Here is a 21,492-nt window from a genome sequence, read left to right on the forward strand (position 1 = left end):
CATCACCGCACATGACGCCACGTCACAACGCCATCACGATCGACGAGTTGACAGCGCAGGCCATCTTGCCGCCCCTCCCCGCGCGGGCGTAGACCAGACCGCACGGGACTCGCCAGGGAAGAGAACGGGGCAGTGATGCGCAGCACTCTTCGTACACGCAGGGCACCGCACCACAGGCGTACCACCGCCAGGATCGCCGCAGCCGTCGTCGCGGGAGCGCTCGCGCTCACCGTCACCGCGTGCGGAGGGGATGACGACGACGGGGGCAAGGGGGACAAGGGCGGCGACGAGGGAGGCGGGTCCGCGCTCCAACTGCCCAAGCTGGACGGGCAGAACGTGTCCGTGGCCGCCGTGTGGGGCGGCGCGGAACGCAAGGTGTTCCTGAAGGTCCTCGACGAGTTCGAGAAGCGGACGGGCGCCAGCGTCTCGTTCGTGCCCGCGCAGGACCCCATCATCAGCTTCCTGGAGTCGAAGGTCGCGGGCGGGCAGCCGCCGGACGTCGCGATGCTGCCGCAGGTCGGCGCGATCGAGCAGGCCGTGGCGAACAAGTGGGCCAAGCCGGTCGGCGCGGAGGCGCAGAAGCAGCTGGAGAAGAACTACGCGCAGGGCTGGCAGGACCTCGGTGCGGTCGACGGCAAGCAGTACGGCGTGTACTTCAAGGCCGCCAACAAGTCCCTCGTCTGGTACAACACCAAGGTCTTCGAGAACGCGGGCGTCTCGGTCCCCAAGACCTGGGACGACTTCATGAAGACCGCGCAGACGGTCTACGACTCCGGTGTCCCGCCGATGTCGGTGGCGGGCGCCGAGGCGTGGACGCTGACCGACTGGTTCGAGAACATCTATCTCTCGCAGGCGGGCCCCGAGAAGTACGACCAGCTCGCCCAGCACAAGATCAAGTGGACGGATCCCTCCGTCAAGGAGGCGCTGACCACGCTCGGTGAGCTCTTCGGGAAGAAGGGCTTCGTCGCGGGCGGCGCGGACGGCGCGCTGCAGACCGAGTTCCCCGCGTCGGTGAAGCAGACCTTCAAGGGCGGCGACCAGCCGGCCGCGGGCATGGTCTTCGAGGGCGACATGGTCTCGCTCTCGATCGCGGAGACCAAGGCCAAGGTGGGCACGGACGCCAAGGTGTTCCCCTTCCCTGCGGTCGGCGACGAGTCCCCCGCCGTGGTCGGCGGTGACGCCGCCGTCGCGCTGAAGGACAGCAAGGGCGCGCAGGCGCTGCTCACGTTCCTGGCCTCGCCGGAGTCGGCGAAGATCTGGGCGGAGGCGGGCGGCTTCATCTCGCCGAACAAGAACCTGGACCTGTCGGCGTACCCGAACGACGTGCAGCGGGGCATCGCCAAGAACCTGATCGCGGCCGGTGACGACATCCGCTTCGACATGTCCGACCAGGCCCCGCAGTCGTTCGGCGGCACGCCGGGCAAGGGCGAGTGGAAGGCGCTGCAGGACTTCCTGAAGAACCCGAAGGACGTCGCGGGCACGCAGAAGGTGCTCGAGACCGCCGCCGCCAAGGCCTACAAGGACTGACGCGGTGGCGTCCGCGAACGCCGGAGGTGTGCCGGAGACGGCGCCGCCCCCGGCCCCGACCTCGCGCAAGAGCGTGACCGGTACCCGCAGGACCGTGGCGGCGCTGTTCCTGCTGCCCGCCCTGGTGCTGCTCGGCGCGCTCGTCCTCTACCCCATCGGGTACTCGTTCTTCCGCAGCTTCCTCGACGAGTCGGGCGACTTCACCGCGTTCGGCAACTACAAGACGCTGTTCACCGACGACAGCATCCGTACCGCCATCAAGAACAACGCGATCTGGGTCGTGGTGGCCCCCACCCTCGCGACCATCCTCGGCCTGATCTTCGCGGTGCTCACCGAACGGGTGCGCTGGGGCACGGCGTTCAAGCTCATCATCTTCATGCCGATGGCGATCTCGATGCTCGCGGCGGGCATCATCTTCCGGCTCGTGTACGAGTCGGACCCCGACCGCGGTGTCGCCAACGCCGTCATGGTGAGCGTGCACGACACGTTCACCGAGTCCTCGGCGTTCCCGCAGGCGCATCCGAGCACGCTCTCGCCCCTGAAGAACGCGGACGGCGGCGCCTTCATCACCAAGAAGCCGGTGCGGGCGGGCACGCCCGTGGTGCTGCCGCTGACGGGTGTGCCGCCGGCCGAGATGCCGGACGACGCGAAGGCCGCGGCGCCCGCGAAGGCCGACCCCGACCGGGTCACCGGCACGGCCTGGCAGGACTTCACGCGCGGCAAGGGCCGGGGCAAGGTCAACGCCCCCGACCGTACGGAGTTCGGCTACTCCGGCATCAAGATCGAGGCCGTCAAGAACGGCGAGGTGGTGGCGTCCACCAAGGCGTCCGCCGACGGCACCTTCGCGCTGCCGAAGGAGGCCGACGGGGCCCAACTGCGCTATCCGGCATCGAACTTCCGCGAGGCGTACAACGGCGTCGACTGGCTCGGCCCCACCCTGATCACGCCCTCGATCATCGGTTCCTATCTGTGGATGTGGGCGGGGTTCGCGATGGTCCTCATCGCGGCGGGCCTGGCGAGCGTGCCGCGCGAGCTCCTGGAGGCGGCGCGGGTGGACGGCGCCAACGAATGGCAGGTGTTCCGCCGTGTGACGGTGCCGCTGCTCGCCCCGGTCCTCGCGGTGGTCCTGGTCACGCTCATGATCAACGTACTGAAGATCTTCGACCTGGTCTTCGTGATCGCGCCGGGCTCGTCGAAGGACGAGTCGAACGTCCTCGCGGTCCAGCTCTACAACTCGGCGTTCCTCGACAAGGACTCGGGAGTGGCCAGCGCCATCGCGATGCTGCTCTTCCTGCTCGTGATCCCCGTGATGCTGTTCAATATTCGGCGCATGCGGCGGGAGGCCAGGCGATGACCGCCCAGACCGAGATCGTGAAGGCCGAACAGTCGCTGGGCGCCCGGGTCGCCGCGCTGCTCGGGAGCACCGCGCTGCGGGTGTTCCTGGTCCTGGTGGGCCTGTTCTGGCTGGTGCCGACCGTCGGCCTGCTGATCGGCTCGTTCCGCACGCCCGCGGACATGAGCGAGAGCGGCTGGTGGAAGGTGTTCAGCGCGCCCTCGCAGATGACGCTGGACAACTACACCAACCTCCTCAAGGACGAGACGATCACCGACTCGATCCTGTCCAGCGTGATGATCACGGTGCCCGCGACGCTGCTCGTCGTGGTCATCGGCTCGCTCGCCGGATACGCCTTCGCGTGGATGGAGTTCCCCGGGCGCGACTGGTGGTTCCTCGGCGTGGTGAGCCTGCTCGTGGTGCCGGTGCAGGTGGCGCTGGTGCCGATCGCCGATCTCTTCGGCAAGATCGGCATCTTCGCGACCACGATCGGCGTGATCACCTTCCATGTCGCCTTCGGCCTGCCGTTCGCGATCTTCCTGCTGCGGAACTTCTTCGCGGAGATCCCGCGCGAACTCCTGGAGGCGGCACGGCTCGACGGCGCCGGTGAACTGCGGCTCTTCGTCCGCGTCGTGATGCCGCTCGGGGCGCCCGCGATCGCCTCGCTCGGCATCTTCCAGTTCCTGTGGGTCTGGAACGACATGCTGATCGCGCTGATCTTCGCGGACGCCAAGAACCCGCCGATCACGGTCGCGCTCCAGCAGCAGGTGCGGTTCTTCGGCGACAACGTGCAGATCCTCGCGCCCGGCGCGTTCATCTCGATGGTGATCCCGCTGGCCGTGTTCTTCGCCTTCCAGCGGCAGTTCGTGTCCGGCGTGATGGCGGGCGCGGTCAAGTAGCGCGCCCGTTCGGGCACCTGGAGGCGGTCCTTCACCGGGCCGCCTCCTTCCGTCTATCCCCCGTATGCCACATCCGGCGTAACTCACTCACCCCTTCAGGCGTTTCCGGGCAGTATGCCCGCGCCGACCCATGGATGTGCCTTGCCCCGGTTCAGTGTCATCGTCCCCGCGTACAAGGTGCAGGCGTACCTGCACGAGTGCTTGGAGTCCGTGCTGGAGCAATCCTTCACTGATCTTGAGCTGATCGCGGTCGATGACTGCTCGCCGGACGCGAGCGGCGCGCTCATCGACGAGTTCGCGGCCCGCGACCCCCGGGTGAAGGCCGTGCACCTCAAGGAGAACGTCGGCCTCGGCCAGGCCCGCAACGCCGGCATGCGGCGGGCCTCGGGCGACTACCTGATCTTCCTGGACAGCGACGACAGCCTCACCCCCGGCGCCCTGCACGCGATCTCCGACCGGATCAAGGAGACCGACGAGCCCGACGTCCTCGTCTACGACTACGCGCGCACGTACTGGTCGGGCGAGGCCGTGCGCAACCAGTTCGCGGGCCAGCTCACCGAGGAGGGCCCCGCGCCCTTCGAACTGGCCGACCGGCCCGGCCTGTTGAAGGTCCTGATGGTCGCCTGGAACAAGGCGCACCGCCGCGAGTTCATCGAACGCGAGGGCTTCACCTTCCCGACCGGGTACTACGAGGACACGCCCTGGACCTACCCGATCCTGATGGCGGCCGACTCGCTCGCCACGCTCGACCGGGTCTGCGTGCACTACCGCCAGCGCCGCCAGGGCAACATCCTCGGCACCACGAGCCGCAAGCACTTCGACATCTTCGACCAGTACGACAGGGTCTTCGCCTTCCTCGACCAGCACCCCGACCTCTCCGCGGCCTGGCGCGGCGTGCTGTTCCGGCGGATGGTCGACCACCTCTCGACGATCTTCACCAAGCGGGACCGGCTGCCGCGCGGCAGCCGCGCCGAGTTCCTGCGCAAGGCCCGCGCCCACTACCGCCGTTACCGCGTCCCCGGCGCCCGGGTGCGGACCAGGACCCGGCTGCGGCACGGCCTGGTGCGGCTCGGCTCGCACCGGACCTACCGCGGCCTGTGGACGGCGCTGCGCGTGCGGGCCCGCGCCAGGCGGTACGCGGCCGCCGCCCGCCGCCGCCTGCGGGGCGGCCTGCTCCAGCTGCACTACCGCGTCCAGCTGCGCCTGCCGGTCCGCGCCGACCACGCCGTCTTCTCCTCGTACTGGGGGCGCGGCCACGGCTGCAACCCCGGCGCCCTGGAGGCCGCGATGCGCGAGCATGTGCCGGGCATGAAGACGGCGTGGATCGCCGACCCCGAGCACCACCACACCATCCCGACGGCCACCCGCAGGCTGCGCCCCGGCACGGCCGCGTACTGGACGGCGCTCGCCCGCTCCAAGTACCTGGTGAACAACGTCAACTTCGACCGCAGGCTGGTCAAGCGCCCCGGCCAGATCCTCGTCCAGACCCAGCACGGCACCCCGCTCAAGCAGATGGGCCTCGACCTCCAGGACCGTCCCGCGGCCGCGCGCGGCACGGACTTCGCCGCGCTCCTGCGCAACGCCGACAAGTGGGACTACGTCCTGTCGGCCAACCGCCACTCCACGCTGGTCTGGGAGCGCGTCTTCCCCTCGGCGTACACCACGCTCGAATACGGCTACCCCCGCAACGACCGCTTCCAGCAGGCCACTTCGGCCGAGGTCGGACGGCTGCGCGAGGCGCTCGGCATCCCGCAGGGCGCGATCGCCGTGCTGTACGCGCCGACCCACCGCGACTACCGCCGCACCCAGCGCCTCACCCTGGACCTGGAGCGGATGCTGCACACGCTCGGTCCCCGCTTCGTCGTCCTGACCCGCGCCCACCACTTCTACGAGGCACCGCTCACCGGCTCGTCGGGTCGGCTCATCGACGTGTCGGACCACCCGAGCGTCGAGTCGCTCTGCCTCGCCTCCGACGCGCTGGTCACGGACTACTCGTCGCTGATGTTCGACTACGCCAACCTCGACCGGCCCATCGTGCTGCACGCCGACGACTGGGAGGCCTACGAGGCGGCCCGCGGCACCTACTTCGACGTACGGGAGTTCCCGCCGGGCGCGGTCGCGCGCAGCGAGGACGAGCTCACCGACATCTTCGCCACCGGGCACTGGGCGGGCTCGCGCTCGGCGCAGCTGCGGCGCGCGTTCCGTGAGCGGTTCTGCGCCTACGACGACGGGCGCGCGGCGGAGCGCGTCGTACGCCATGTGGTGCTCGGCGAGCGCGGCGGGCTGCCGTCCGTGGTGCCCCTGGACGAGCGGCACCCCGCGCCGTCGGCCGCGGCCCGGCAGGACCGGGCGGCCTTCGCGGGCCTGCAGCACAGCACCCGTACGTGACCCATGCCGGGCGAACCCGTGTGAACCACCATCGAGAGAGGCTGTCTTGTCGCGCTTCAGCATCATCGTCCCCACCCATGGCGTACCGGGGCGGCTCGCCGACTGCCTCGCCTCGGTGCTCGGGCAGTCCTTCACCGACTTCGAGCTGATCGCCGTCGTCGACGACCCGAAGGGGCGTGAAGCACCCGACGCTTCCGGGGAGTTGTGTGCGGCGATCGTCGCCGAGCACACGGCGCGCGACGGGCGGGTGCGCCGCGCCGATTCGCCCGTCGACGCGGGCCTGCCGGGCGCGCGGGGCGCGGGGATCGGCGCGGCGGGCGGCGAGTACCTGCTGTTCCTCGACGGCGACGACACCCTCGCCCCCGACGCGCTCGCCGCGATCGACGCGCGGCTCACCGAGACCGGCGGCCCCGACCTGCTGCTCTTCGACCACGAGCGCGTGCACTGGTTCGAGGGCGGCCAGGGTCCCGTGCTCACCCGGCTGTGGCGGGGCGCCCCCGCGGGGACCTTCACCGCCGCCGAGCACGCCGCGCTGCCCGATCCGCTGGTGCCCGCGTTCTCGGCCGCCTACCGGCGCGGCTTCCTGCGGGACCACCGGCTCTCCTTCGCCCCCGGCATGTTCACGGACACGGTGTGGAGCGTGCTGACCGCGCTGCGGGCCGAGCGGATCGCGGTGCTCGACCGGGTCTGCGTACGCCATCTGCAGCGCCGCCAGGGGTCGCGGCTCCGGGTTCCCGGCCGCCACCACCTGGATCTGCTCGACCAGTTCGACCTCGCGATGACCGAGGCGTCGGTGCTCGCGCCGCCCGCCCCTGTCCTCGCCGGGATCTTCCGCAGGCTCACGCACGAGCTGCTGAAGACCGCGTCGACGCCCGCGCGGCTGCCGTCGGGCGCGGACCGCAGGCACTTCTTCCGGCGGGCCGCGAAGCTGTACCGGCTGCACCGGCCCGCGGGGTTCCGGCGGCCTTCGGGCAGCCTCGGGGTGCAGCACCGGCTGCTCGCGTCCGGCAGGTACGCCGCGTTCTGTCTGCTGCGCGGCGCGAAGAACCGGCTGCCCGGGCTCGTCGGGCCGACCCTGCAGCGGCTGCGGCGCGGCGTGCAGCGCTACCGGCACCCCTACCGGGCGTTCCTCAAGCGGCCCGTGGACGCCGACCTCGCCGTCTTCTCCGCGTACTGGGGCCGCGGCTACGCCTGCAACCCCGCCGCCATCCACGCCGCGGCCCGGCGTCTGGCCCCGCACATCAGGACGGTGTTCCTGGTCGGCGACGCGAGCGGCGCGGCACAGCTGCCGGACGGCGTGGAGGGCGTGGTGATCGGCAGCCGCCGCTACTGGGAGGTGATGGCCACCGCCAAGTACACCTTCAACAACGTCAACTTCGAGATGGCGGTCAAGAAGCGGCCCGGCACCGTCCACGTGCAGACCCAGCACGGCACCCCGCTCAAGCGGATGGGCGTGGACCAGGTCGAGTACCCGGCCGCCGCGGCCGCCGCGGGCCCGCTCGGCAAACTCCTGCAGCGCGTGGACCGCTGGGACTTCAACATCTCCTCCAACCACCACTCGACCGAGGTGTGGGAGCGCGCGTACCCGGGGGCGTACGAGAGTCTCGACGTCGGCTATCCGCGCAACGACGCGTTCTACAGCGCGACGGCCGACGACGTGGCCGCGATCCGCAAGCGGCTCGGCGTCCCCGACCACCGCATCGCCGTCCTGTACGCGCCGACCCACCGCGACTACCGCACGGACTTCGCCACCCAGCTCGACCTGCCGGCGTTCTGCGACGCGCTCGGCGAGGAGTACGTGGTGCTGCTGCGCGCCCACCACTTCTACGAGGGCTCGGCGGGGCTCGAAGAGGTCGTGCGCTCCGGCAAGTTGATCGACGTCACCGAGCACCGCTCGCCCGAGGAGGTCTGTCTGGCATCGGACGCGCTGATCACGGACTACTCGTCGATCATGTTCGACTACGCCAACCTCGACCGGCCCATCGTCGTGTACGCCGACGACTGGGACATCTACCGGGAAACCCGCGGCGTCTACTTCGACCTCCTCGCCGAGCCGCCGGGCGCCGTCGCCCGCACCCAGGACGAGCTGACCCGGATCTTCCGCGGCGGCGCCTGGGAAGGGGCGCGGGCGGCCCGGTTGCGCAGGACGTTCCGCGAGCGGTTCTGCGACCTGGACGACGGGCTTGCGGCGGAGCGCGTGGTGCGCCGTGTGCTGCTCGGCGAGTCCGTGGCGCAGCTGCCGCCGGTCGTCCCGCTGCGCGAGCGCATCCCCGCGCCCGCCGCGCCCCGCGTCCCGCAGCACTGACCCACCGCCCGACCGCCCCCTACCGAGGACGTCCCGCCATGCCCCTCCCGAGCGACCAGCGGCAGGCGCGGCGCGCGCCGAGCGTGCCGCGCGTCGTCGCCCAGCGCACGGCGGCCACCGCCGTACGGGGCGCCGGGGAGCCGCCGGGGCCGCCGGGGCCGCCGGGGCCGCCAAGGACATGGAACGCGCTGGTCGTTGCGGTGCCCGCGGCGGCCGTCGGGGTGCTCGGGTACCGGCACCGCTGGGTGGGCGACGACGCGCTCATCTACACCCGAGCGGTGCGGCAGATCCTCGCCGGGAACGGGCCCCTCCTCAACATCGGCGAGCGGGCCGAGGCGTCCACCGGCACGCTGTGGCAGTGGCTCCTCGCCCTGGGCGGCCTCGTCACCGGGGCCGACCCGGCGGTGCTCGCGGTCGCGCTCGGCCTGCTCAGCACGGCGGCGGGCTGGCTCGTCGCCGGGGACGCCGCGCGCCGGCTGCACGGCCGCACGGCGCCGCTCGTGCCCGCCGGGGTCCTGGTGCTGCTGCCCGTCTGCGCCGTCTGGGACTACGCCACGTCCGGCCTGGAGACCGGGCTCGTCACCTGCTGGCTCGCGGCCTGCTGGTGGCTGCTCGCCGGGGAGGCGCACCGCCACCGGGTGGTCACCGCCGTGGTGCTGGGCCTCGGCCCGCTGGTGCGGCCCGACATGGGTCTGGTCAGCGTCGTCTTCCTCGGGGTCTGGTGCGTGCTCCTGCGCGCCGGGTGGCGTACGACGGCGGGGCTTGTGGCGGTCGCGTGCGTGCTGCCGGGCGCGTACGAGGCCTTCCGTGCCGGGTACTACGGCGTCCTCGTGCCGCTGCCGGGGATCACCAAGGAGGCGTCGGGCACCAATTGGGGGCGCGGGCTGCTGTACGCGGAGAACTTCGTGCTGCCCTACCGGCTGTGGTTCCCGCTGCTCGTGCTCGCCGCGCTCGGCTCCTTCCTCGTGGTGCGCAGGACCCGGCGGGGGGCAGGAGGATCGGTGCGCGCGATCGTGCGGCTGCCGCGCCGCCCGGTCCTGCTCGCCGCCGCGCCGCTGGTCTCCGGGACGCTCTCGCTGCTGTACGTGGTGCGGGTCGGCGGGGACTTCATGCATGGGCGGATGCTGCTGCCGGGGCTCTTCCTGCTCCTGCTCCCGGTGTGGGCGCTGCCCCGCGGGCGTGCCGTCGTCGCCGCGGGGACGGCTCTCGCCGTCTGGGCGGGCTGCTGTCTGCTGCTGTGGCGGCCGCCCGTCGTCTCCGGCTCGGGCGAGATCTGGGACACCCACGTCGGCTACCAGCGGGCCACCCGGAACCCGTACCCCGTCACCCAGCAGCTGCACGGGGCGCGCCCGACCCGCTACCGCGCCGAGATCGCCCGTGCCCTGCGCGCGGACCGTCCTCAACTGGTCCTTGAGACCGTCTACAACCGCCCCCACCTCATGTTCCCCCTGGCCCGCAACCGTCATGCGCCCGTCGCCGGGGCCATGGGCTTCCTCGGGCACAACGGGATCGTCGTCCCGCTGGACGGGCTCGCCGTCGACCCGCTGAGCCTCGCCCATCCCCTCGGCGCGCACATGGAACGCTCGGCGACCGCGCGCGCCGGGCACGAGAAGCCGGTGGCCGTCGCCTGGCTCGTCGCCGAGTACACCGACCCCGGCACCCCGCTGCCGCGCGGCGTCGACCCGCGCGCGGTCGCCGCCGCCCGCCACGCCCTGACCTGCGGCCCGCTGCCCGAACTCCGCGACTCCGTACGGCAGTCCATGGGTCCTGGCCGCTTCTGGAGGAACCTCACCGGGTCTTGGCGGCGCACGGCCTTCCGCTTCCCCGCGGAGCCGCGCGCCGCCGAAGCCGCCCTGTGTCCCAGACCCTGAGCCGATCCCGGCCTTCGCCCCATCCGTCACGACCCGTGGAAGAGCCCGTGCCCCGTTTCAGCATCATCGTCCCCGTCTACAAGGTGCAGGGCTTCCTGCGCGAGTGCCTCGACTCGGTCCTGACGCAGTCGTACACCGACATCGAGGTCATCGCGGTCGACGACTGCTCGCCCGACCACTGCGGCACGATCATCGACGAGTACGCCGCGGCCGATCCCCGGGTCCGCGCCGTCCATCTGCCCGAGAACGCCGGCCTCGGCGGGGCGCGCAACGCGGGCGTCGGCCACGCCACCGGCGACTATCTCCTCTTCCTCGACAGCGACGACAGCTACACCCCCGGCGCGCTCACGGCGATCGACGAGCGGCTGCGCGCGACCGCGGACCCGGACGTGCTGGTCTTCGACCACGTGCGCACCCACTGGTGGGGCCGGGGCGGCCGGAGCCTGACGGCGGACCTGCTGGCCTCGGCGGGCACCGACACCTTCGACATCCTCACCAGCCCGCAGTACCTGCACCTGTTCCTGGTCGCCTGGAACAAGGCGTACCGCCGCGACTTCTTCACCGCGCACGGATTCACGTACAAGAAGGGGCTCTACGAGGACGCTCCCATCACCTACGAGGCGCTGGTCTCCGCCCGCCGCATCGGCTGTCTGGACCGGGTCTGCGTGGAGTACCGCCAGCGCAGGCAGGGCGCGATCACCCGCACGCCCGGGCGCAAGCACTTCGACATCTTTCCGCAGTACGCCGGGTTGTTCGCGTTCCTCGACGAGCACCCGGAGCTGGACGAGGCGCGGCCGCTGCTCTTCGAGCGGATGATCAACCACTTCCTGGCGACGCTGCCGCTGACCGCGCGCGTGCTGCCCGAGGACCGCGCGGACTTCTACCGCACCACCGTGGAGTTCTACCGCCGCTACAAGCCCGCCGGGTTCACCCCGCCCGCGGACAGCTACCGCTTCCAGTGGCGGCTCGCCGCGACCAGCCCGTACGCCGTGTACCGGGTCTGCGCGAGCGCCGAGGCCCTGCGCGCCGCCGCGGTGCGCAAGAAGCGCAAGCTGCGCAAGACGGCGTCGAAGAAGGTGAAGCGGACCCTGACCCGCATCGAGCGCAGCCGTCCGCTCGACCCCAACCTCGCGGTGTACTCGGCCTTCTCGCACCGCGGGCTGCTCGGCGACCCGGCGGCCGTCCACCAGGCGGCGGGCGCGATCGCCCCGCACGTCAGGGCGGTGTGGGTGGTGCGCCCCGACGCGGTCGACCAGGTGCCGGAGGGCGTCGAGTTCGTCACCCCGGAGACTCCGGCCTACCACCGGGTGACGAGCCGGGCGACGTACTTCTTCAACAACGTCAACTGGGCGCCGGGCCTGGTCAAGCGCGAGGGCCAGATCCACGTCCACACCCACCGTGGCACCCCGCTCAAGTACCTGGGCGCCGATCTGACCGGCCGTCCCGCGGCGACCTACCACCTCAACGTCCGCGCCCAGCTGTGGCGTTCGGACCGCTGGGACTACAGCCTGGTGTCGGGGCGGCACGCGCAGCTCGCCTACGACCGCGCCTATCCCTGCCGCTACACCTCGCTGCCGACCGGCGCCCCCCGCAACGACGTCCTGGTCAAGGGCGACCCGCTGCGCGGCGTGGCCGTGCGGCGCCGGCTCGGGGTGCCCGACGGCGGCACCGTGGTCCTGTACGCGCCCACCCCGCGCGACCACCGCAAGTGGTACGAGCCGCGCGTCGACTTCGAGCGGCTCGCGCGCGACGTCGGCCCCGGCGTCACCCTGCTGGTGCGCCTGCACCGCAAGTACGCGGGCGCCGCCGTGCGCGGCCTCCAGCTGCGCGACCTGGAGCGGCGCGGACTGCTCGTCGACGTGACCGACGAGCCGTCCGTGGAGGACCTGATGCTCGCGTCCGACGCGCTGGTGACGGACTACTCGTCGCTGATGTTCGACTTCGCCTGCCTGGACCGGCCCATCGTCGTGCACGCGGACGACTGGGAGGTCTTCCGGACCACCCGCGGCGCCTACTTCGATCTGCTCGCCACGCCGCCCGGCCATGTCACCACGAGCACCGACCAGTTGGCGGGCCTGTTCGTCACCGGGGCTTGGCACGACGCCCGCTCGGCCGCGCTGCGCGCCGACTTCCGCGCCCGGTTCTGCGAGTACGAGGACGGGAACGCGGCGGCCCGCGTGGTGTCCCTGGTCATGCTGGGCCAGGAGTACCCGCTGCCCATCCCCCAGCAGGACTCGGGACGCCACCAGGACACCCCGCTCTTCGCCCGCCCGAACGGCACCCGATGAGCGGCACGACGACCTCCGCCCCCGGCATCCCGGAGCAGACGACGCGCCCCGCGGCCGCCCACGCGCCGAAGGACGCCGACCGCCCCTCGCCCGGGTCCCGTTGGTGGGCCGACGGGATCGCCGTCGCCGCGGGCGGCGCCCTGATCGCCGCGCACGGCTCGCTGCTGGGCCGGTGGGTGGTCGACGACGCGGCGATCACCTTCGCGTACGCGCGCAGCATCGACGAGGGGTTCGGCCCCGTCCAGCAGCCGGGCGCCGCGCCGGTCGAGGGCTACTCCAACCCCGCCTGGCTCGCCCTCCTCGTCGTCGGCAGACGGCTCGGCCTCTTCGACCACCGGGCCGTGGCCGGGGTGCCCGACCTGGTCCTCTACCCCAAGGCGCTCGGCCTGCTGTGCGCCCTGGGGATCCTGGTCGCGACGGCCTGCGCGGCCCGGCGCCTGGTGGTCCGCTCCTGGCTGGTGACGGGCGCGGCCGGACTGCTGCTCGGCGCCAATGTCTCCTTCGTGGCCTGGATGTTCTCGGGCCTGGAGAATCCGCTGTACGCCTGTGTGGCCACGGTCCTCGCCGCGGTGCTCGTCCGGGCGGTCACCACCCGGAACCTGCTCGGCACCGGACCCGCCGTGACATCCGGGCTGCTCGCCCTGGTGGCGGCGCTGACCAGGCCGGACGGCGCGGTGCTCGCGGGCGTCTACCCGCTGCTGCTCCTGGTGACCGCGCGGCGCGCGCGACTGGGCGCGCGGGCCCGGGCGGCGGCCATCGGCGTCGCCGCCTTCGCCGTGCCGTACGCCCTGTTCATCGGCTGGCGTTACGCGGTCTTCGGGCGGCTCGTGCCCAACACGGCGGTCGCCAAGGCGCAGGAGCTGCCGGACGCCGCGCTGTTCACCGGGACCACCGGGGAACTCCTCTCCTTCGCGGGCTGGCCCGCGGTCCTCGTGGCCGCCGCACTCATCGGCATCGCGCTCACCCGCCGCGGGATGCCGCGCGCCGCCCTCGGCGCCGTCGTCCTGCCGCTCGCCCTGACGCTGTGCGCGTTCGGCATCCTGGAGCCGGACTGGATGGGCATGTACCGGTTCGCGACTCCCGTGTGGCCCCTGGGAGTTCTGGCCCTCACGCTCGCCGCGGTGGGGCTCGCCGAGCGGGGCGGTGCGCGGCCCCGGGCCGCCGTCGCGCTCGCGCTCAGCGGGACGCTGCTCCTGTCCTGGTCCGCGCAGCGCGAGCGGGCCGCCGAGTTCCGCGCCGAGCCGACGCTGCCGATGTGCCTGATCGTCAACCGCGACGGGGTCGTCTTCAACGAGTACGCGGACCGGCTCGGCATCAAGAACGCCTCCGTGCTGCTGCCCAGCCTCGGCGGCACCCTGCTCACCAGCGACCTGAAGGTGTACGACCTCGCGGGCCTCACCGAGCCGCGGATCGCCGACGCGCTGGCCGCGAAGGACGCCGAGGGCCTGCGGACGTACGCCTTCGACGAGTTGCGGCCCACCTTCGTGCACGCCGTGGGCGTCTGGGCGCGCAAGAGCGGCATGAAGGCGCCCCGGCTGACCGCCGAGGGATATCTGCCGCTGTACCGCACGGCTGACGGCGGCGGTGACTGGGTGCGGGCCGACGCCGTTGAACACCCCGAGCGGCTGAAGCGGTTGCGCGCGTGGGCCGACCGCGTCGTACCCGCCGCGTTCGAGAGCGGCCGCGATCAATGCGGTGACGTGCTCAGACCCGGACAGCGCGGCCCGGCATCCGCACCGGAGCCCCGGTGACCCACCGACCCGAACGACCGACCGATGGACCGACCCTGATGGAGACCCCCACCATGACCACGACCAGCAGCGAAGCAACCCCCGGCCAGGACGCGGACAGCGAACTGCCTCGACCGTCCTGCCTGGAGGACGTACCGGGCTGGTTCTGGCCCCTCGACCAGCGCCTGTTCGCCTGGTTCCTGGGCGCGGGCGCCGCGGACACCCCGCCGGGCGACCTCCTCGAGATGGGCTGCTACCTCGGCAAGAGCACCGTCGTCATGGGTGAATTCCTGCGCACCGGCGAGAAGATGACCGTCTGCGACCTGTTCGGCTCGGACGACGGCTACACCAAGGAGGCCACCAAGGCCTTCTACCAGAAGTCGCTGACCCGGCGGGCGTTCGAGGCCAACTACTCGGCGTTCCACGACACCCTGCCCGAGCTGGTGGAGGGCCGCACGGACGTGCTGCCCGAGCTGATCGCCGAGGACTCGTGCCGGTTCATCCACATCGACGCCTCGCACATGTACGACGACGTGGCCGACGACATCCTCACGGCGAAGAGCGCGCTGCGCGAGGGCGGCATCCTCGTCCTCGACGACTACCGCACCGAGCACACCCCGGGCGTCGCAGCCGCCACCTGGGAGGCGGTGTTCCGGCACGGCCTGCGGCCCGTGATGCTCTCCTCCAACAAGCTGTACGGCACGTGGGGCGACCCGGCGCCGCTGCGGGACGCGCTCCTGAAGGAGCTGCGCGGGGTGCCGCACTGCAACCCGGAGATCCAGCGCATCGCGGGCCTCGACGTGCTGCGCGCCTCGCGGGCGAAGATCCCCGCGCCCGAACTCGTCACGTCCCGGCACCCGGCGCCCGCGAAGTCCGGTGCGGTGCCCGCGCCGCGCGCGGCGGGTGCGGGGACGCCCGCGCGCAGGCCCTCGGCGGTGCGCAGGCTCGCCGTCGATCTGCTTCCGCCGCTCGTCACGCGGGCGGTCCGCAGGGCGCGCCGCTGACCCTGTGCGGGATCCCGACCGGGCAAAGTAGCCCAATGCACCACATTGGGTTCACGTCATCCCGCCGGTCCTGGCCCACGTGCACACGCCGCCCGGGCCACTCGTCCGCGTACGGCCCGGAGCCCCTGCCCGCCCCCGGCTCCGGGCCCACGCCCGCCCCCGCGCATCCCGCGGGCCGCGCCTCATGACGCCGCCCCCGGCCCTGCGGCGGCTGCTCGCCACCGCCCGCACCACCCGGTTCCGCGTCGAGCGGGCCGCCGCGGGGCGAGGCGGCGGGGCGCTCCCCGCACCCGTGCACCTCTCGCTGCGCGACAGCAGGACCCTCAACGTCGCCCTCGCCCCCGATCCCGCGGCGGGGGACGTGACACGGGCCCGGCTGCTGATCACCCGGGGGCCGCGGCGGCACGCCGTACCGCTCACCCTGGAGGCGCACCCGCACGGCCGCCCCCTGCTGACGGCGACGGCCACCCTGCGCGACGCGGGCGACGAAGGGCGTGCCGGGGTGCCGTTGAGCGACGGCGTGTGGCGGCTGACCGTCGAGACGCGCGGGTCCCGCGGCCGCGTGCGGCGCCACGGGATCGGCATCGAGGGGAACCCCGCGCCGCCGCCCACCCCGACCGTGCCGCACGCCCCCGACCCCCGCACGGGTCTGCTCGTGCGGATCGTCAGGACCCGGGGCGGGCGGGCCGTGCTGCAGGCGACGCGGTCCCTGCCGCGTGCGGAGCTGGTGCGGTTCGTGCCGCGCGGGGACGGGATCACCGTGCACGGGCGGCTCGTCGCGGCGGCGGGGGTGCCCGCGGGGGGCAGGGCCGTGCGGCGCAGGGACGGCGTCGTCGTACCCGTCGAAGTGGCCTGGCGGGACACCGAGTTCACGCTGCGGGTGCCGCTCGGCGCGATGGCGCAGGCCGGTCCTGGGCAGTGGGTGTGGGACTTCCACGTGGGCGGACTGCCGCTCGGCCGCTGGCTGTCCGACGTGCGCGACCCCGCCGCCTCCTGCCCCACCCCCTTCCGCGTCTTCGCGCTGCCGGGCGGCGGGCTGACCCGGGCCCACGCCCACTTCACAAGCTCCGGGGCGTTCGCGGTGACCTGCCTCGACATCACGGACGTCACGGACCCGACACAGGAGCCCGCGAAGGAGACCTCATGAAGATCACCTACCTCCTCGGCTGGGGCGACGAGATGGGCGGCACCGAGCTCGCCACGTACACCCAGGCCCAGCATCTCGCCGAGCGCCCCGGCATCGAGGTCGAGGTCGTCTCCGTCTTCAGGACCCGCGCCGAGCCCTTCTTCCCCGAGGCGCGCGGCCTCCCCGTCCGCCACCTCGTGGACCGCACCACGACTCCCGAACGGCCCGTGCGGGACACCGAGTTGGACGACGCCGCCTGCCGGACGCTCGCCGCGCTGCCCAGCGAGCTGATCAGGCCCGCCTGGGAGGACGCGTTCGACCGGCTCTCCGACATCGAGATGACCGCCGCGCTCGGCAGCCTCGACACGGACGTCCTGGTCACCACCACTCCCGCGCTGCTCGCCGCCGCCGTGGCGCTGGCGCCCGCGCGGGTCGTCACCGTCCACCAGGAGCACCGGCCCACCCAGCGGCGCGGCCCCTCCGGCGAGCCGCTGCTGCTGCACGCGCCGCGCCTCGACGCGCTCGTCACGCTCACCGGCCGGACCAGGGACTGGATCGCGGAGTCACTCGGCGCCACCGCGCCCGAGCTCGCCGTGATCCCGAACGCCGTGCCGGACGGCTTCAGGCCGCGCGCGGACGGCGAGAGCAAGGTCATCGTGATGGCCGCGCGGCTCACCGGCGAGAAGCGCGTCGACCACGCCGTGCAGGCCTTCGCGCAGGTCGCCGACGCGCACCCCGACTGGTCGCTGCGGATCTTCGGCGGCGGCCACCGCGAGCAGCAGCTGCGCCGCCTGGTGGACGGCTTCGGGCTGCAGGACCGGGTCGAACTGCTGGGCCCCTGCCAGGACATGGCGGCCGAGTGGGCCAAGGCCGGGCTCAGCGTGATGACGGCGGGCCACAACGAGGCGTTCCCGCTGGTCCTCCTGGAGGCCATGGCCGCGGGGGTGCCCGTCATCGCGTACGACGTGGTGACCGGGCCCGCCGAGATCGTGCGCCACCGCGCGGACGGGCTGCTCGTGCCGCCCGGCGAGATCGGTGAACTCGCCGTGGCGATGGACGAGTTGATGGGCGACGACGAAGCCAGACGCGGCTATGCCCGCGCCGCCCGCGAAGGCGTCTACGCCCGCTTCTCCTCCGCCGGTGTCACCGCGCTCTGGGAGGAGCTGTACACGCGCCTGGTGGCGGGCCGGGACCGCCCCGAGCGGCTCGGCGGGCGCGCGGACCGCGTGGCGCTCGGTGTGGCGTCCGGCGGCTGCGGGTTCCGGCCGACCGCCCCGCACACCTACGAGGCGGCGGCGGGCGCCGACGAGCACGCCCGCGAGGACGAGATCCTCGCCGCCGACACCGAGGGCCGCGTGATCCGCTCGGTGGGCCGTCTCGCCGAGCGCCGCGACGACGTCCTGACGCCCCGGATGGCCGACTGGAACCTCGAACTCGCCGCGTCCGCCCTGGAGTCACGCGACGTACCGCATGTCCTCGTCCGCACCCCGGGCGCCACCTCGCACACCCTGGCGGTGGACGCCGACGACCGGGACCGCGCCCTCAAGGCCCTCGCGGGGGCGCTGCACGGGCAGCCCGTCTACGCGGAGCTGGTCAACCCGCGCGACGCGGCCCCGGGCACCGTGCTCGCCGAACGGCTCGACGGCATCGGCGAGTTGGCGGGCGTCAGGCTGTTCAGGCCGGTCACCACCACGACCCTGTCGCTGCGGCACGGCGCGGGCCAGGCCTGCACGGTGGCGTTCTGGAACCGGGACGACGCGGCGGGCTTCCGGGCCCCGTTCGGCACGACGCTGGCGGGCGCCGAGCTGCCCTCGCTCACCCCGACGACGACGCTGCGCGTGGCCGGACGCGACTACCCGACCCTCGGCGTCTTCGCCGAACTCCTCGTCAAGGACGTGGACTTCCCCATCGACGCGGTCTACACCTGGGTCGACGACTCCGACCCCGCCTGGCGCGCCCGCCGTGACGCGGCGCTCGGCGGCAGCGGCCCCACGTCCGCCGACAACGGCGCGGTCCGCTTCCGCAACCGCGACGAACTGCGCTTCAGCCTGCGCTCGATCGCGATGTACGCGCCGTGGATCCGGCACGTGTACCTGGTCACGGCGGGCCAGTCCCCCGCCTGGCTCGCGGCCGACCACCCCGGCCTGACGGTGGTCGACCACCGGGACCTCTTCGCCGACCCGGACGGCTGCCTGCCGACCTTCAACTCGCACGCCATCGAGAGCCAACTGCACCGCATCGAGGGCCTCTCCGAGCACTTCCTCTACTTCAACGACGACATGTTCCTCGGCCGCCCCACCACCCCGGAGACCTTCTTCCTCAGCAACGGCCTCGCCCGCTTCTTCTGGTCCTCGGCATCCGTGCCCGCGCTGCCGGTCTCCCCCGACGACGAGGGCTATCTCGCGGCGGCGAAGAACAACCGCGAGCTGCTGCGCGCCGCGTTCGGCCGCACCACGACGCACAGCTTCTTCCATGTGCCGTACGCGCTGCGCCGCAGCGTCCTCGCGGAGATCACCGAGCGCTTCCCGGCGGAGACGGCGGCCACCGCCCGCAGCCGCTTCCGCTCGCACGGCGACCTGGCCCTCGTCTCCTCGCTGCACCACCACTACGCGTACCTCACCGGACGGGCCGTGCCCGGCGGCATCGCGTACGACTTCGTGGACATCGGCGACCGCCACGACCACGCCCGCCTCGGCCGGCTCCTGCAGAGCCGCGACAAGTCGGCGTTCTGCATCGGCGAGTCCCCCGACAGCGCCGTGGCGGACGAGGAGATGGCGCTTGCCATCCGCTCGTTCCTGACGGCGTACTTCCCGGTGCGCTCGCCCTACGAGGCCTGAGCGCCGCCGCCCGGGGCACCGCCCAGGAAGAGCCGCCGTACGACGCGTTCGGCGGCTCTTCCGTCGTCGTAGGGGCAGAACCGCGCCCGGAAGGCGGACCGCAGCTCCGTCGTCCCCGCCGTGTCCCAGCCCCCGTCCCTGAACAGCCGGGCCAGCTCCGCCTCGTCCGTGGCGACCGCCCCCGGCGTCTCGCCCGGGCGGCCCGAGAGCAGATCGAAGTAGGTGCCCCTGGCCAGCCGGTACGCCTGCCAGTCCGGTGCGTACGTCACGATCGGCCGGTCCAGGCACGCGTAGTCGAACATCAGCGACGAGTAGTCCGTGACGAGGGCGTCGGCGGCGAGGCACAGGTCCTCCACGCGCGCGTGCCCGGTGACGTCGACGAGCTGCGGGTGTGCCGTGAGGCCGGAAAGGCCCGCGTCCGCCCCGTAGAAGTAGTGGGCGCGCACCAGCACGACGTACGACGGGCCGATCTCCGCCACGAAGCGGCGCAGGTCGAGGCGGGGCAGGAAGCCCTTCTGGTAGTCGCGGTGCGTCGGCGCGTACAGCAGCACGGTGCGGCCGTCGCCGACCCCCAACTCCGCGCGGATGCGGGTGACTTCGTCGCCCTTGACGTCGAAGTAGACGTCGTTGCGCGGGTATCCGGCCTCCAGGGCCTGGTAGGCCGCCGACGGGTACACGCGCTCCCAGACCTCGGTGGAGTGCGGGTTCGAGGAGAGGCTGAAGTCCCACTGGTCGGTGTGGTCGAGGACCTTCTGGAAGCTGATGCCGTGCGTGCCCGCCGGGTAGCGGCGCTGGTCGAGGCCCATCTTCTTGAGCGGTGTGCCGTGGTGGGTCTGGAGGTAGAGCTGGCCGGGGCGCTTGGTGAACCCGCCGGGGAAGCTGGAGTTGTTGATCAGGTAGGTCGCCCTGGCCATCGTCTGCCAGTAGCGCCGCGAGCCTTCGATGACGTACTCGACGCCCGCGGGCACCTTGTGCTGGTGGAGGCTCGAGACCACCCACACGCCCCGGATGTGCGGGGCGAGTTCGCGGGCCTTGGCGTGGATCGCGGCCGGGTTGCAGGAGACGCCGCGGTTCCAGTAGGCGCCGTAGACCGCGAGGGAGGGGTCGAGGCCGCGGCGCAGGTCGGTGCGGTAGGCGGCCTTCATGGCGCGGGCGCGGAGCTTCTTCTTCTGCCGCTTCAGCCTGCGGGCCAGGCGAAGCCGCCGGGTCTCGGCCTTGCGCAGGCCCTCGTACGTGCCCCAGGAGGCGGCGGCCAGCGCCTTCTCCTCGGGGGTGCGGGGCGCGGCGCCCGGCGGGGCGTACGCGCGGTGGACGCGGGCCGCCTCCCGGAAGAAGTCCCGCCGGTCGGCCTCCTTGATCCGCCCCGGGTCCTCCAGGACGGCGAGCAGGTGCGCGACGGCGTGCGGGAAGAGCCGGGCCCGCTGCGCCGGGTCGGCCCCGGCGAGGAGTTCCTCGTACCGTTCGGTGACCGCGAAGTGCGTGCGGCCCGGCGTCTTGGCGAAGCTGCCCGCCCGCCGCTCGCGCCAGCGCACACAGGCCCGGTCGAGGACGGCGACGCGCTCCCCGGCGTCCAGGGTGGCCCGCTGGACCGGCACCACGTCCTCGTACGCCCCCTGCGGGAAGGTCAGTCGGCGCTCGTGCCAGAAGGCGCGGCGGAAGACACGGTTCCAGACGGCGGGGGTGGCCGCGAGGGGGTCGCCCGTGAGGTCGTCGCCGCCCGCGCGGACGTTCTCCCACCAGTCGGTCCGCTCGTGCGCGAAGAGCAGCACGTCCGGATCGCCGTGCGCGCGCAGCGCCGCGTCGACGGCTTCGAGGGCGCCCGGCAGGAGCAGGTCGTCGCCGTCGAGGAAGAGGAGGTAGTCGCCGGTGGCCCGGTCGGCGCCGACGGCGCGGGCCGGGCCGGGGCCCGCCGTGGCGGGGATCCTGACGAGTTGCGCGCGCCCGTCGCGCTCCGCATACTCCCCGGCGATCGCGGCGCAGGCGTCGGGTGACGCGTCGTCGACGACGATCAGTTCGAGGTCGCCGGAGGACTGTGCGAGCACCGAGTCCAGGCATTCGCGCAGGTAGCCCTGGACGCGGTGGGCGGGGACGACAACCGAGAAGCGCGACATGGACACCGACCGTAGTCAGCCGGACACCGCCTGTCGAAGACCATTCATCACTCGTTGGGGTGATCCATGGCAA

General features: G+C 72.8%; 12 protein-coding genes. 11 read left to right on the forward strand and 1 reads right to left on the reverse strand.

Annotated features, from left to right (window positions below):
- Positions 1-135 precede the first annotated feature (135 nt).
- The 11 genes from ACFWZ2_RS29090 (at position 136) to ACFWZ2_RS29140 (ending at position 19,308) form a co-directional block, all read left to right on the forward strand.
- Positions 136-1,527: an ABC transporter substrate-binding protein gene (locus ACFWZ2_RS29090; RefSeq protein ID WP_384550611.1), complete on the forward strand. Its 1,392-nt coding sequence runs from the start codon at positions 136-138 to the stop codon at positions 1,525-1,527.
- Between the two features lie 4 nt (positions 1,528-1,531).
- Positions 1,532-2,881, forward strand: coding sequence for a carbohydrate ABC transporter permease (locus ACFWZ2_RS29095; RefSeq protein WP_384550613.1), 1,350 nt, complete (start codon positions 1,532-1,534; stop codon positions 2,879-2,881).
- Positions 2,878-3,759 carry a carbohydrate ABC transporter permease gene (locus tag ACFWZ2_RS29100; RefSeq protein ID WP_384550615.1) on the forward strand — a complete coding sequence of 294 codons (882 nt, stop codon included), beginning with the start codon at positions 2,878-2,880 and terminating at the stop codon, positions 3,757-3,759. Before ACFWZ2_RS29095 ends, ACFWZ2_RS29100 begins: the two co-directional genes overlap by 4 nt.
- A gap of 141 nt (positions 3,760-3,900) precedes the next feature.
- Positions 3,901-6,147 (forward strand): CDP-glycerol glycerophosphotransferase family protein, encoded by a 2,247-nt coding sequence (locus ACFWZ2_RS29105; protein ID WP_384550617.1) that lies wholly within the window; start codon positions 3,901-3,903, stop codon positions 6,145-6,147.
- A gap of 46 nt (positions 6,148-6,193) precedes the next feature.
- A complete protein-coding gene (locus ACFWZ2_RS29110; protein ID WP_384550619.1) occupies positions 6,194-8,452 on the forward strand; it encodes a CDP-glycerol glycerophosphotransferase family protein in 2,259 nt (752 codons plus the stop codon).
- A gap of 38 nt (positions 8,453-8,490) precedes the next feature.
- Entirely contained in the window at positions 8,491-10,323 is a 1,833-nt protein-coding gene (locus ACFWZ2_RS29115) for a hypothetical protein (protein WP_384550621.1), read from the forward strand.
- A gap of 47 nt (positions 10,324-10,370) precedes the next feature.
- Positions 10,371-12,611, forward strand: coding sequence for a CDP-glycerol glycerophosphotransferase family protein (locus tag ACFWZ2_RS29120; protein ID WP_384550623.1), 2,241 nt, complete (start codon positions 10,371-10,373; stop codon positions 12,609-12,611).
- Positions 12,608-14,362: a hypothetical protein gene (locus ACFWZ2_RS29125; RefSeq protein WP_384550625.1), complete on the forward strand. Its 1,755-nt coding sequence runs from the start codon at positions 12,608-12,610 to the stop codon at positions 14,360-14,362. Before ACFWZ2_RS29120 ends, ACFWZ2_RS29125 begins: the two co-directional genes overlap by 4 nt.
- A 53-nt stretch (positions 14,363-14,415) precedes the next feature.
- Positions 14,416-15,345: a class I SAM-dependent methyltransferase gene (locus ACFWZ2_RS29130; protein WP_384550627.1), complete on the forward strand. Its 930-nt coding sequence runs from the start codon at positions 14,416-14,418 to the stop codon at positions 15,343-15,345.
- Positions 15,346-15,529: 184 nt separating this feature from the next.
- Positions 15,530-16,492, forward strand: a complete 963-nt coding sequence (locus tag ACFWZ2_RS29135; RefSeq protein WP_384550629.1) for a hypothetical protein — start codon at positions 15,530-15,532, stop codon at positions 16,490-16,492.
- Positions 16,489-19,308, forward strand: a complete 2,820-nt coding sequence (locus tag ACFWZ2_RS29140) for a stealth conserved region 3 domain-containing protein (protein ID WP_384550631.1) — start codon at positions 16,489-16,491, stop codon at positions 19,306-19,308. The genes ACFWZ2_RS29135 and ACFWZ2_RS29140 overlap by 4 nt, the downstream gene beginning before the upstream one ends.
- Here the strand turns inward: ACFWZ2_RS29140 and ACFWZ2_RS29145 are convergent.
- Complete coding sequence (locus tag ACFWZ2_RS29145) at positions 19,296-21,419, reverse strand: CDP-glycerol glycerophosphotransferase family protein (RefSeq protein WP_384550633.1); 2,124 nt, start codon at positions 21,417-21,419, stop codon at positions 19,296-19,298. The two genes, ACFWZ2_RS29140 and ACFWZ2_RS29145, sit on opposite strands and share 13 nt — an antisense overlap.
- Positions 21,420-21,492 lie beyond the last annotated feature (73 nt).

Source organism: Streptomyces sp. NPDC059002 (assembly GCF_042740435.1).
Classification (GTDB): domain Bacteria; phylum Actinomycetota; class Actinomycetes; order Streptomycetales; family Streptomycetaceae; genus Streptomyces.